Source organism: Klebsiella sp. 141161 (assembly GCF_050600815.1).
GTDB classification, from domain to species: domain Bacteria; phylum Pseudomonadota; class Gammaproteobacteria; order Enterobacterales; family Enterobacteriaceae; genus Klebsiella; species Klebsiella aerogenes.
Map to the genome: position 1 here is coordinate 673,645 of NZ_JAQIRN010000001.1, position 12,978 is coordinate 686,622.

Annotated in this window: 14 protein-coding genes; all 14 read right to left on the reverse strand. The window is 55.6% G+C overall.

Going from position 1 to position 12,978, the window contains the following annotated elements; all coding sequences use genetic code 11:
* Positions 1 to 44 precede the first annotated feature (44 nt).
* The 14 genes from PGR79_RS03225 to PGR79_RS03290 all read right to left on the reverse strand — a co-directional run bounded on the left by PGR79_RS03225 (position 45) and on the right by PGR79_RS03290 (position 12,788).
* A complete protein-coding gene (locus PGR79_RS03225; protein ID WP_430921049.1) occupies positions 45 to 2,483 on the reverse strand; it encodes a T6SS phospholipase effector Tle1-like catalytic domain-containing protein in 2,439 nt (812 codons plus the stop codon).
* Entirely contained in the window at positions 2,456 to 3,028 is a 573-nt protein-coding gene (locus PGR79_RS03230; protein ID WP_430921051.1) for a DUF3304 domain-containing protein, read from the reverse strand. The genes PGR79_RS03225 and PGR79_RS03230 overlap by 28 nt, the downstream gene beginning before the upstream one ends.
* Before the next feature lie 177 nt (positions 3,029 to 3,205).
* The gene (locus tag PGR79_RS03235; protein WP_430921053.1) at positions 3,206 to 3,472 is read right to left on the reverse strand and encodes a hypothetical protein; all 267 of its coding nucleotides are present in this window, start codon (positions 3,470 to 3,472) and stop codon (positions 3,206 to 3,208) included.
* The gene (locus PGR79_RS03240) at positions 3,445 to 4,014 is read right to left on the reverse strand and encodes a DUF3304 domain-containing protein (RefSeq protein ID WP_430921055.1); all 570 of its coding nucleotides are present in this window, start codon (positions 4,012 to 4,014) and stop codon (positions 3,445 to 3,447) included. The genes PGR79_RS03235 and PGR79_RS03240 overlap by 28 nt, the downstream gene beginning before the upstream one ends.
* Before the next feature lie 553 nt (positions 4,015 to 4,567).
* Positions 4,568 to 5,158 (reverse strand): DUF3304 domain-containing protein, encoded by a 591-nt coding sequence (locus PGR79_RS03245; RefSeq protein WP_430921057.1) that lies wholly within the window; start codon positions 5,156 to 5,158, stop codon positions 4,568 to 4,570.
* Between the two features lie 142 nt (positions 5,159 to 5,300).
* Positions 5,301 to 5,750 carry a hypothetical protein gene (locus PGR79_RS03250; protein WP_430921059.1) on the reverse strand — a complete coding sequence of 150 codons (450 nt, stop codon included), beginning with the start codon at positions 5,748 to 5,750 and terminating at the stop codon, positions 5,301 to 5,303.
* The gene (locus tag PGR79_RS03255; RefSeq protein ID WP_430921061.1) at positions 5,723 to 6,292 is read right to left on the reverse strand and encodes a DUF3304 domain-containing protein; all 570 of its coding nucleotides are present in this window, start codon (positions 6,290 to 6,292) and stop codon (positions 5,723 to 5,725) included. Before PGR79_RS03255 ends, PGR79_RS03250 begins: the two co-directional genes overlap by 28 nt.
* A gap of 141 nt (positions 6,293 to 6,433) precedes the next feature.
* Positions 6,434 to 6,811 (reverse strand): hypothetical protein, encoded by a 378-nt coding sequence (locus PGR79_RS03260; RefSeq protein WP_430921063.1) that lies wholly within the window; start codon positions 6,809 to 6,811, stop codon positions 6,434 to 6,436.
* Complete coding sequence (locus PGR79_RS03265) at positions 6,784 to 7,356, reverse strand: DUF3304 domain-containing protein (protein WP_113373611.1); 573 nt, start codon at positions 7,354 to 7,356, stop codon at positions 6,784 to 6,786. Before PGR79_RS03265 ends, PGR79_RS03260 begins: the two co-directional genes overlap by 28 nt.
* Positions 7,357 to 7,568: 212 nt before the next feature.
* The gene (locus PGR79_RS03270) at positions 7,569 to 8,138 is read right to left on the reverse strand and encodes a DUF3304 domain-containing protein (protein ID WP_113373610.1); all 570 of its coding nucleotides are present in this window, start codon (positions 8,136 to 8,138) and stop codon (positions 7,569 to 7,571) included.
* 56 nt (positions 8,139 to 8,194) lie between these two features.
* The gene (locus tag PGR79_RS03275; protein WP_113373609.1) at positions 8,195 to 8,953 is read right to left on the reverse strand and encodes a DUF4123 domain-containing protein; all 759 of its coding nucleotides are present in this window, start codon (positions 8,951 to 8,953) and stop codon (positions 8,195 to 8,197) included.
* 2 nt (positions 8,954 to 8,955) lie between these two features.
* A complete protein-coding gene (locus tag PGR79_RS03280; RefSeq protein ID WP_162750166.1) occupies positions 8,956 to 10,116 on the reverse strand; it encodes a hypothetical protein in 1,161 nt (386 codons plus the stop codon).
* Positions 10,113 to 10,370 carry a PAAR domain-containing protein gene (locus PGR79_RS03285; RefSeq protein ID WP_087860650.1) on the reverse strand — a complete coding sequence of 86 codons (258 nt, stop codon included), beginning with the start codon at positions 10,368 to 10,370 and terminating at the stop codon, positions 10,113 to 10,115. Before PGR79_RS03285 ends, PGR79_RS03280 begins: the two co-directional genes overlap by 4 nt.
* A 39-nt stretch (positions 10,371 to 10,409) precedes the next feature.
* Positions 10,410 to 12,788, reverse strand: coding sequence for a type VI secretion system Vgr family protein (locus PGR79_RS03290; RefSeq protein WP_113373608.1), 2,379 nt, complete (start codon positions 12,786 to 12,788; stop codon positions 10,410 to 10,412).
* Positions 12,789 to 12,978: the final 190 nt, after the last annotated feature.

Genomic DNA, 12,978 nt, shown 5'->3' on the forward strand with positions numbered 1-12,978 from the left:
TATTAAGGATACTTAGCGGATATAATGAATATGGCGATAACGAATTAAGGCAGCAGTATTTTAAAAGCCTCGCTTTTTATATCGCGATATATTTTACCCAGCACGCCCGATACCGTATTCAGATCTTTCATATCCGTTCGCGCCTGCACTAATATATCGCCAACATTAATATCTATAATCGCTTTTACCCGCTGGCCAAATTGTTTCACCGAATCCCACGTATCGTCATCGTTATCGTAAATCGTCCGCGACGCAAAATAACCGTGCGAAAACGAGGAGTGCAGCGGGTCGTGATTATATTTAGCCAGCGTGTCATGCACGTAGTTATCGTAAAAATCCAGCATCGTCGGCGAGCCCATCAGCGCCGCCCGCCGGGCATCGCCGCTTTTCTTGATCTGGATATATTCTGACTCCTGCGCCGCCACCAGCGGACCGCCAAGCTGGTTGGTCTGCGTGGTGGGAATAATATCCAGCAGCACCTGGGCCAGCAGCGCCACGATACCGGTATGGGCAAAGTCATAGCCCCACGCCGCGCGGTCCAGCCGATCCTTATCGATAAACGGCACTTCTCGCGGTCCTTCGCTTTCCGCGGGCGCCGACGACGACGGCAGCGCGCCGGACGATTCATTCAGCGCCTGCTGATAAAAAGGCTTACGCTGATAATACTTATCGGCGTATTGCGGGCTGGCAAAGCGTTCGGTGCGCCAGGCGGTGATCCAGCTCAGCTGGTCCGCCAGCATCACCTCCAGCGCTTTGGCCTTCAGCGGCACATACACCGGTTCCGGCAGCTTGCCCAGCGGGCCGTTCTCCGGCGGCTTCGCGGCGGCGGCTTTCGCCTTATCGCCATCCGCCTTGTCGTGAGCCGCCTTCAGCGCGGCAACCGGATCCCGGCCCTGGGCCACGGCGATGGCCACCACCTCCGCCTCGTTGACGGCCGGCGTTTCGGTCTTCGCCCCCGCCTGCTGCGCCCCGGCCTGCTGCCAGGCATTAAACAGGGCGATGGCCTGTTCGGAGATTTTGAATTGTTCTGCGACATCCCCTTGCATTACCCGATATTTTTTACCTTTGGCGCCGCCGGGCAATACCTCCTCAGGTACGCTCAGCGGCGCCCCGGCATCAAAGGCAGCGGCATACATATCGTGCAGCACAATCTTTGACAGCAGGCTGGCGGCATCGGTCTGCACCTTACCGAGTTCCGTGGGTTTACAGTCGCCGCCGACATCGGCATGCATTCCGGGGTAGACCACCTCCACCGCTCCCGCCGGGTATTTACCGTCCGGACCGCGGATGGAGTCCAGCGGCAGGTCGCCGTGCTGCTCGTGGCCGGCAACAAAGTGGTAGCAGCTTTTTAAAAAACCTTTGGTGGTCGGCAGGCGCAGGCTGTTGGCCGCCCAGCCCAGATGCCCGGTGGCCGACGGCAGGATATGCGGCACGCCAACCGCGGAGACCGTATCCAGCAGCCCCATAAACTCGATACTGATGGGGATGCCCAGCAGGGTCGGGCCGCCGGGCACCACCGTTCCCGCCGGCAGCATATTTGTCGCATCGAGCGGCATTCTGGCGTCATCGAGCAGCGACTCCAGCCCGCGGGCGAAGGCGCGGGCGGTGGCGGCCCCCCGGCAGTAGCCGTAGACGAAGAGCTTGATTTTGGCGATGCGCCGCTGCGAGCGCTGGATATACAGCCGCGTCGGCTGCCGCGGCCACTGGTTGACCACGGCACCCAGATGGTCGTCGCAGAATTTGTCAAGCGCGCTTTTACGGTTGAACTTCTGGGTCAGCCGCGAGAAGGGCCAGACGGTGGCCATCTGAGGCCGAAAGATATCCAGTTCGCTGTCTTCGATCCTTTCCTTTTTCACCGCATAGCAAATGCTGCTGTAGGTTTTAAGCAGCGCCTGGTTGATACGGTCCTCACCGCCGTTAGCAAACAGCTCGCCGTCCAGCGAGTAGTGCTCTTCACCAATCTCCGGAAAGCGCGCCCCACAGCCGGGGAAGTAGAAACTGAAGTAGCCGTCACTCTCAGCTGCTTCCTTCTGATCTTTCCAGTTGGCTGCATGATAGAGGCGGCCGATATTGGTCAGCGGCGGATTACGTGAGCCATAGACCTCATCGGCTCCCTTTTCATTACAACAGGTACCGTCGAAGAACAGGCTGATATGCAGGCTGGCAGGGCAGCCCGGTTCCGTTTTTTTGTCCGAGGGATGTTCTGACTCTTTAACATACCCCTCCAGGTACTGCCTGGCATAGTTACCTTCGGTCTGCGTTCTGCTCGCCGGCAGGCGGCCGCGCTCGTTGTATTCGGTTTTTTGCTGCGTGGATTTACCCGTGGGCTTTTCTCTCTTTTTATCATCCGGCCCGGGAAACTTTGGCGGTAAGCTGGCCGCTTCTGCGGTGGAGGTTTTAACCGTGACCGGAGTGGCGCCGGTCTGGAAGGCCGCAATAAGCGCCTTCAGGGCATTCAGCGTGGAGTCTGCGGTGTCGGACATACAACTTCCTCCTTAATATGTTTGAAAATGATCTTATCCGCTCGTTGCTCCCAGTCAGGTGGAGACTGGGGTACCGGATATCCCGGCTGTCCCGGCGGGATGCAGGAACGCACTATCCGCACCTTATCGCAGGGGAAAATATGCACGTCAAAACCGCAGGCCTGCCCCTTCTCCCAGCGCTCAATCGGCACGATGATCGGCCCATGGCGCTGATAATATTGCGAATAGTTATCAGGCATATCGCTTAGTCTCATCCAGGCATTAGGATCGGAGGTCCAGGTGATTTTTGCCGTCAGGCCGGGGCGCCAGTCGTTGGGCACCATCACGCAGCAGAAGCCGCCGCCGCCAGCGTAGGAATTCGCCCTTGGCCCCCCGTAGCCATTAACCTGTACCGAGACAATGGCGTCCGGGCCATGGTTATAGAGATTTATATCAGCACCGCTCATCCCGTCGCGACTGTGATCGCGGCAGGCCGTCAGCAGGCAGAGAAAAACGGCGGCCAGCACCGCCAGTCCGCCGGGTAAAATACGGATATGCTTTATCATTGATGTGTCCTTACAAATATAAAGTGGTGACTTATTAATAAATGACGTAATTAAATGCTTGTATTTATGCTAATAGATGCCCCCATATATAACTGATAATGATATTTGTAGCGGTCAAATAAAATGGGTCGCTACAGACATTAATACCGGTTTTCCAAATGATAAAATCGGGTAATATTAGTCAGCGGCGGATTGTGTATGCTGAGAGGCATAGTTGCCTTCGGTCTGCGTTCTGCTCGCCGCCAGGCGCCCGCGCTCGTTGTATTCGGTTTTCTGCTGTATGGAGTTATCCACGGGCTTTTTGTCATCCGGCCCGGGAAACTTTGGCGGTAAGCTGGCCGCTTCTGCGGTGGAGGTTTTAACCGTGACCGGGGTAGCACCGGTCTGGAAGGCCGCAATAAGTGCCTTCAGGGCACTCAGCGTGGAGTCTGCGGTGTCGGACATACGATCTCCTCCTTAATATGATTTATAAGCACGTTTTGCGCTTTTTTTAGTCCGTCAGTCTCAGGCTGTATCGGATATTCAGGGGCCGCTCGACCGTAGCAGGAACGGACTATCCGCACTTTATCGCAGGGGAAAATATGGATATCAAAACCACAAGCCTGCCCTTTCTCCCAGCGCTCAATCGGCACGGTAATCGGTCCATGGTGCTGGTAGTGACTCGCATGATCGTCAGGAATATGTTTCGGGTCTATCCATGCGTTAGGATCGGAGGTCCAGGTGATTTTGGCCGTCAGCCCCGGGCGCCAGACATCTGGCACCATCACACAGCAGAAGCCGCCGCCGCCGCCGTAGGAATTGGCTCCAGGCCCGCCGTAGCCGTCAACCTCCACCGAAACAATGGCGTCCGGACCGTGGTTTATAACGGCTATATCAGCAGCGCTCATGCCGTCGCGACTGTGATCGCGACAGGCCGTCAGCAGGCAGAGCAAAACGGCGGCCAGCACCGCCAGCCTGCCGGGCAAAATACGAATATGCTTTATCATTGATGTGTCCTTACAAATATAAAGTGATGACTTATTAATAAATGACGTCATTAAATGCTTGTATTTATGCTAATAGATGCCCCCCATATATAATTGATAATGATATTTGTAGCGGTCAAATAAAATTGGCCGCTACAGACATTAATACCGGTTTTCCAAATGATAAAATCGGGCGATATTAGTCAGCGGCGGGTTTCGCGAGCCGTACACCTCATCAGCCCCCTCTTTATTACAGCAGGTACCGTCGAAGAACAGGCTGATATGCAGGCTGGCCGGGCAACCCGGTTGCGTTTTTTTGTCCGAGGGATGTTCTGACCCTTTAACATACCCCTCCAGGTACTGCCTGGCGTAGTTGCCTTCGGTCTGCGTTCTGCTCGCCGGCAGGCGGCCGCGCTCGTTGTATTCGGTTTCTGCTGCGTGGTTTTATCCGCGGGCTTTTTGTCATCCGGCCCGGGAAACTTCGGCGGTAAACTAGCCGCTTCTGCGGTGGAGGTTTTAACAGCGACCGGAGTGGCACCGGTCTGAAAGGCCGCAATAAGCGCCTTCAGGGCATTCAGCGTGGAGTCTGCGGTGTCGGACATACAACTTCCTCCTTGATATGTTCGATAAGTATTTTGTGTGCCCTTTCCCTCCAGTCAGGGGGAGACTGAGGGACTGGATATTCAGGTTGACCTGGCTGAACCGGCCCCCCCGGGAGCACACAGGAACGCACTATCCGCACCTTATCGCAGGGGAAAATATGCACATGAAAACCGCAGGCCTGCCCCTTCTCCCAGCGTTCAATCGGCACAGTAATCGGCCCATGCTGTTGATAATGACTCGCATGATCGTCAGGGATGTGCTTCGGGTCTATCCAGGAGTTAGGATCGGAGGTCCAGGTGATTTTTGCCGTCAGCCCCGGGCGCCAGACATCTGGCACCATCACGCAGCAGAAGCCGCCGCCGCCGCCGTAGGAGTTAGCGCCTGGCCCGCCGTAGCCGTTCACCTGCATCGAAACAATGGCGTCCGGACCATGGTTTAAGACGGCTATATCAGCAGCGCTCATGCCGTCGCGACTGTGGTCGCGACAGGCCGTCAGCAGGCAGAACAAAACGGCGGCCAGCACCGCCAGCCCGCCGGGCAAAATACGGATATGCTTTATCATTGATGTGTCCTTACAAATATAAATTGATGAGTTATTAATAAATGACGTAATTAAATAACTGTATTTATGCTAATATATGAACCTCCATATATAACTGATAATGATATTTGTAGCGGTCAAATAAAATTGGCCGCTACAGACATTAATACCGGTTTTCCAAATGATAAAATCGGGCGATATTAGTCAGCGGCGGGTTTCGCGAGCCGTACACCTCATCAGCCCCCTCTTTATTACAGCAGGTACCGTCGAAGAACAGGCTGATATGCAGGCTGGCCGGGCAGCCCGGTTCCGTTTTTTTATCCGATTGATGATCGGACTCTTTAACATACCCCTCCAGGTACTGCCTGGCGTAGTTGCCTTCGGTCTGCGTTCTGCTCGCCGGCAGGCGCCCGCGCTCGTTGTATTCGGTTTTCTGCTGCGTGGAGTTATCCGCTGACGTTTTCCCTTTTTCATCATCCAACCCGGGAAACTTTGGCGGTAAACTGGCCGCTTCTGCAGTAGAGGCTTTAACCGTAACCGGAGTGGCGCCGGTCTGAAAGGCGGCAATAAGCGCCTTCAGGGCATTCAGCGTGGAGTCTGCGGTGTCGGACATACGATGTTCTCCTTAACGTGGTTATAAAGTATATTTTGTGCTTTTTTATTTCCGTCAGGGTCAGGGGGTATCGGATATTCAGGGGCTGCACGACCGTAGCAGGAACGCACTATCCGCACCTTATCGCAGGGAAAAATATGCACGTCAAAACCGCAGGCCTGTTCCTGCTCCCAGCGTTCAATAGGTACCGTGATCGGGCCATGACGCTGATAGTGAGTTTCATAATCATCCGGCATCTCACTGGATTTCATCCAGGAATTAGGATCGGAAGTCCAGGTGATTTTTGCCGTCAGGCCCGGGCGCCAGACATCTGGCACCATCACGCAGCAGAAGCCGCCGCCGCCTCCGTAGGAGTTCGCTCTTGGCCCGCCGTAGCCGTTGACCTCCACCGAAACAATGGCGTCCGGACCATGGTTTAAGACGGCTATATCAGCGGCACTCATGCCGTCGCGACTGTGATCGCGGCAGGCCGTCAGCAGGCAGAGAAAAACGGCGGCCAGCACCGCCAGCCCGCCGGGCAAAATACGAATATGCTTTATCATTGATGTGTCCTTACAAATATAAAGTGATGACTTATTAATAAATGACGTAATTAAATGCTTGTATTTATGCTAATAGATGCCCCCCATATATAACTGATAGTGATATTTGTAGCGGTCAAATAAAATGGGCCGCTGCAAATATCAATACCGGTTTCTCATAGGCCAGAGCCGGGCAATATTAGTCAGCAGCGAATTGTGTATGCAGGCTGGCGGGCAGCCTGGCTCCGTTTTTTTGTCCGATTGATGATCGGACTCCCCGACATATCCCTCCAGGTACTGCCTGGCGTAGTTACCTTCGGTCTGCGTTCTGCTCGCCGGCAGGCGGCCGCGCTCGTTGTATTGGGTTTTCTGCTGTGTGGAGTTATCCGCGGGCTTTTTGTCATCCGGCCCGGGAAACTTTGGCGGTAGGCTGGCCGCTTCTGCGGTGGAGGTTTTGACCGCGACCGGAGTGGCGCCGGTCTGAAAGGCGGCAATAAGCGCCTTCAGGGCATTCAGCGTGGAGTCTGCGGTGTCGGACATACAACTTCCTCCTTAATATGTTTGAAAATGATCTTATCCGCTCGTTGCTCCCAGTCAGGGGGAGACTGGGGTACCGGGTAGCCCGGCTGTCCCGGTGGAATGCAGGAACGGACTATCCGCACCTTATCGCAGGGGAAAATATGCACATGAAAGCCGCAAGCCTGATCCTCTTCCCAGCGTTCAATGGGCACGGTGATCGGGCCATGGCGCTGATAGTATTGCGAATAGTTGTCAGGCATATCGCTCAGTTTCATCCAGGAGTTAGGGTCGGAGGTCCAGGTGATTTTTGCCGTCAGCCCCGGGCGCCAGACATCTGGCACCATGACGCAGCAGAAGCCGCCGCCGCCGCCGTAGGAGTTCGCCCTTGGCCCGCCGTAGCCGTTCACCTGCACCGAAACGATGGCATCCGGGCCGTGGTTTAACAACGTTATGTCGGCGGCGCTCATGCCGTCGCGACTGTGATCGCGACAGGCCGTCAGCAGGCAGAGCAAAACGGCGGCCAGCACCGCCAGCCCGCCGGGCAAAATACGGATATGCTTTATCATTGATGTGTCCTTACAAAAGAAATTAAATGCGTTGTTATTAAGAGATGGCGTAATGACAGAATTATATTTTTGCTGATATATATACCTCCCGAATATTTGTGATAATGATATTTGTAGCGGTCAAATAAAATTGGCCGCTTCCGCGGTGGACGTTTTGACAGTGACCAGGGTGACACCGCTCTGGAAGGCGGCAATAAGCGCCTTCAGGGCATTCAGCGTGGACTCTGCGGTGTCGGACATACAACTTCCTCCTTGATATGTTTAAAAATGACGTTATCTGCCTTTTGATCCTCATCGGGCGCACGATGTATCGGATATTCCGGAGATGAGCGATCGTGACAGGAGCGTATAATTCTTACCTTATCGCAGGGAAAGACATGCACTTCAAAACCGCAGCCCTGCCCCTTCTCCCAGCGCTCAATGGGCACGGTAATTGGCCCATGGCGCTGATAGTATTGCGAATAGTTGTCAGGCATATTACTGGATTTCATCCAGGCGTTAGGATCGGAGGTCCAGGTAATTTTTGCCGTCAGCCCCGGGCGCCAGACATCTGGCACCATCACGCAGCAGAAGCCGCCGCCGCCGCCGTAGGAATTGGCGCCTGGCCCGCCGTAGCCGTTCACCTGCATCGAAACAATGGCGTCCGGACCATGGTTTAAAACGGCTATATCAGCGCCACTCATGCCATCGCGACTGTGGTCGCGGCAGGCCGTCAGCAGGCAGAGCAAAACGGCGGCCAGCACCGCCAGCCTGCCGGGCAAAATACGGATATGTTTTATCATTGATGTGTCCATACAGAACTGATAATCGCCTATTGATTATCAAAAGGGAGGATGTTTTATTCCTTAAAGCGGCTTTCAAACCAGGAAGCTAAATCGCCGACAAAATTCTGCTGATGCGCCTGCCAGCCGAGCTGCCAAAGAGTGTTAAATTTGTCCTCCTGGGTGGCAAAAAAGGTGCTGAATTTTTCAGAAACCGTAAATCGCTGGGCATCGATAGCGACATCCAGTTTCATCATTTGCTCATCGCTGAAATTAATCTTGATCGCCTCCGGGATCGCTGCCAGAACTGGCGAACATTCGCCTTCCAGCCAGCAGATCTTGTTGTCTCTATCGCGGTAGCTCCAGAGATAAACCGGTTCTAAAAACCATGCTTTTTGTTCTTCAGTGAGCACATGCTGCATCAACAACGGGAACATGCGGGTATCGTAATAACGCACCAGACCAGAACGGTCTTCCCATGCGCCGTCGGCCAGATTGCGCAAGTGGGCGGCGAGCGTTGAAAAACTCAGTGGTGAGAGGAAGATCAGCAGACCCGGCTTGTAGGAAAATGCGGCGATCAGATCGGCGATCCATTGACGATGCTGCCAGCAAGCTGGCTCCAGCCGCATCAATAAAGGCGCCATCTCCAGCAGCGGCTCTTCCGGTTGCCCCTGATAGAGCGAGAACCACTGCACCGGAGGAGAAAGTCTATTTAAGCCATCCAACAACGGATTGCTTAAAACACCTTGATCGGCAATGAGATAGACGTCGCGCAGCGCGAGTTTTCGCGCAAATTGTTCCAGCTTGCTAATCCATTCCTGATTCATTAACGACATGTTCATTCCTTCTTGTCTTGAGGTTGCGGTGCCGGGACTGCTGCGATGACGATGCCCAGTGAGAGAGGATGACGCGGATCGCGGGCGATCCAGCCGCAAGACTGATGAAAGCGACAGGCAAATATCGCCGCCAGCGTAATCGTGATGAGCTGCTCCATCAGCCCCGTCTCCCCCCAGTTTTCATCCTGCAGCAGCTGGTTACTGTTCCAGCCGCTTTGCGCCAGTTCCGGGATTTGCGGCTGTGTAAATGCGATACAGGGATCGGGCGGACGTTCGGCCCCGCTTTGCTGCATCGCCCGCTGACAGACCTGCTGGATATTTTCCAGCGCGGCGCCTTCATAAACCTCGCCGCGGGTCAGCCGCGCCTCCCCCTCCCGGGCCAGTAACCACAGCACGGCAGATTCACCCGCCGGTCTCACCGAATCCGCCGTCACCGCCACCGACTGGCACCCCGCCACCAGAATGAAACATCCGTCGCCGGCCGCATTCATTCGTGCGGTAATCTCCGATAAGCTGGCCTCGCCCTGCCAGGGTTCAGCCATATGCGGCAACTGAGCGGTAGGACAGCGCTTGCGCAGCTCGGCGCAAAATTCTCGCCACGCCGGTTCGCTGCCCTGCCAGTAACAGCCGCTCAGGTAGGGAAGTTGAGGTTCGCCTCGCTGCGCCAGCCATTGTTGCGCCAACATTCGGGCTAGCTGCTGTTCACGCAGGTCGATATCCACGATGTCCGAGTGAATCAGCCGCAGCGCCCGCGCACCGGACTCCAGTTTCTCTTTTGGCGGCTGATGTTCTCGCTTCAGCAGCGTCTGCCAGCGCTCGGGTTCACACCCCACCGGCCCCAGCAGCACCGTTTCCACTAGCCCAACGCTATATTGATGCCGGGCCCACCACGTCTGATGATCGAAATCGATCAACTGCTGGTAGTACTGGGTATAGTGGACCGACAGGCGGTAATAAAGCAGACGCAACATCCAGATGATGAAGACCAAAAGCATGGCGCCAACGATTGCGACGGTAATTAACGCCCCGCTACGCGCTTCGCCAGGCATTAACGCCGCGCCTCCACCGCTAATCAGCGTCAGTCCCGCGCCGACGGATAACCACCGTCCGTTGTGGGGTGGCGTGGCGGTTTTGTAAGGCAGATAGTCGGTGAGCTGTCTCATAGCGCGACGTCGCAATCAGGCCGTGAGCTCACCAGCGTACAGCCGCAGGCGCAACGATGCCCGTCAAGAGCCACCGGAGAACCATCCACTTCATACAGCGAGCTTCCTTCGGCTATGACCGTCAGGCCATGTTCATTGCAGCTCACCTGGTCGCCTTTGCAGGCGATGCCTTTACCAAAACAGAGATAATGGCCGCCGATCACCGTACCGCCATGCTCACGCAAGGTATCACCCTGCCGAATAATGGGTTTCAAGGTCTGTTCCTCCGGGTAAGTTATATCAATGGGCGATTGTCAGGCGGCACGCGGAACAAAGGTCTGAGCCAGTTCTTGCGCATGAATCAGGCAATCTTTACAAATCGATGTGGGAAGGTCGGGAAGCGGAAACGTCTCGCCGGCCGGCCCCTGCATCTTATGCGTGCCTTTAAAACTGAGCAGACCGGGGCTGTGAAGATGGATTTCTCCCTGCGGCGTCAGGCGAATGTAGCCGCCGCCGCAGCCAAGGGTGATGCCATTTTTGGCGGTAAGCTGCAGATGTCCCTGCGTTGATTGAACGGTAATATCCTTCAGTGAAGTGAGCGCCAGGGTATCGCCGTGCGACTCTATCGCCAGCGGACCTTTCACCGATACCATACGCATCCCTTCGCGGTGGGACAGCAGCGAGATAGCGTTTTTGGTATTCACCGACAGCCGATTGCCGCTGGCCAGCGCAATATCGCTGGCGCTTTGCAGATACAGTCCTTTACCACTCTGCAGCAGCGTCGTTTCCGCCGTCACGATGCCGATGCCCTTCGGCGCGCTCATCAGCAGGACGGGGCTCGCCAGGTTGACGGCGTTGCCAACGAATTGCTTTAACGTGCTGACATCCGGCGGGGTGTTATAGTGGGTGCGGGCTATCTCCTGCCAGTCGTTGAGCTGAACAACGGCGGCGCTGAGCAGTTGACTCGCGGGATCCATTTCCACGGTCGCGCCCATCGCTTTCAGCTGTTCATCGGCGGTGATAAATATCCCCTTGCCTGCGCGGATCGCGCCGTAGCTATCGGTGCGTAACTCAAACCCTTCACCGCGCGGCGTGTTCTGATGATCCACCAGGTGGCCGAGGTTGAGTTGGCTCTTGCCGCCATATTCGGTGCTGACCTTAACGTGCTCTTTGCCCCGTGTATCATCAAGGCGAATCTTGTTATTCGCCGGCGTGCGCAGCACGTTGCGCTTGTAGTTGTAAAGCGTCACGTGGTCCTGGTGCGTGGAATCGTGCAGGGCGCCGGCAATATAGGGCCTATCGGGATCGCCCTGCTCAAAAGCGATCGCCACTTCGGTGCCCGCTAACAACGGCAGATGCAGGCCAAAAGTTTCACCGGCGTAAGGGCGCGCCTGGCGCACCCACAGGCTTTCCTCGCCCGGCTGCCAGCGATCGCGGTCGAACAATAAGTTCACCCGATAACGTCCGTCGCGATCGATATGGCCGTAGAGATCGTTGATTTTGGTGCTGGTGACGCGCGCAGGTAACGTCCCGGCCATCTTGGGTTTGCTGATGATTGCCGGGCGAAAGCAGTAGGTCTCAACACTGGGAATGGCCTGAAATGTCACTTCGAAGCTGCGGTCGCGGCGGGCGCGACAGTGAATAGCGGTGATCGCCACGCCCTGGCGCCAGAGGTCCGTCACCTCCTCGCCGCCGCTCACTTTTAGCTGCTGTCCGGGAGCCAACGCCGCGCAGTTTGTTTCTCCGTTCAGCCGCGTCTGCTGGTTGAGATAGCGCTCATGGCGAATACGGGCATAAAAGGCCCCGCTCTCCGGGTCCGGAGTATGCTGATAGCGATTACCTGGCGTCAGGTAGTTGTCCGCCCAGTGATAGGCTTCACCGTAGGTGGTACTATCGCCGCGGCTGACATTGACGTTGAGATTCATATCCTCCGGCGCGTTACGATAGTTGTAGTCACGGGTGAAGACCGAACGCTCAACCACGCGGTGTCGGCTTTGTAAATCCCACACCGATTCGCTCCCGCCGTCATGCTGCCCGGAGGGGGCGACCGAGGGCAATACCAGCCCCGCCTCGTAGTGTTGCTGGTCGTCGTAGAACTCCGCTACATCAATATTGAGCCGGGTATCGGCGATAAAACGAAACCAGATCCCCACCTCGCCCAACAGGCGGGAGATAAAAGTCAGATCGTCCTCACCGTATTGCATCACCTGTTCACGCCGCGGATATTCATGCGCCAGTTGAAAGACAAAATCTTCACCGAGCATCTGGTGACGGGTTCTGAGGATGTGCTCCACAATCTGCGGCGCCGACATGTCCTGATAAATCCGATTCTGATGGCTCTTCGACAGTAGCGCCATACGCGGCTGTAACGTCAAGGCGTAGCGCGTTTCCTCTTTTGAAGTGGAAAGCCGTTCAAAAGCGGTGATCACTCCCTGCACAACGCGCACCGGTTGCTGGATCTTAATGCCAAATCCCTGGTCAACCGGCGCCTGCAAGGTCAGCGAGGCATTTTTCAGCAACATCTGCTGCGGGGTGATGGCACGATCGCTGCTGGTAAATTCAATGGTATAGCGGAAAGGCTCGCTTAAGTTTTCCTCGCCTTCGAAGCACAGAACGTCCAGCAAGGAGTGACAACCATGCACCTGTAAAAGATGATGACTGTGGTTGAAAAACAAAGGCTTTATGTCATTCATGGTTTATTTTCCTGTATCAAACGCCATTCTCTTTATCTACCTTCCATCGCTTTCAGCCACGCTACCGCCCGTCGCTGTTTCCTGTTGATAAGGAGCCCAAAAGCGCACAAGGTTGGGCAGATTGTGTTGACCCCGGTACCCGGCAACAAAAACGACGGACAGGAAAACCTGTCCGCGCAGAGCATCATGA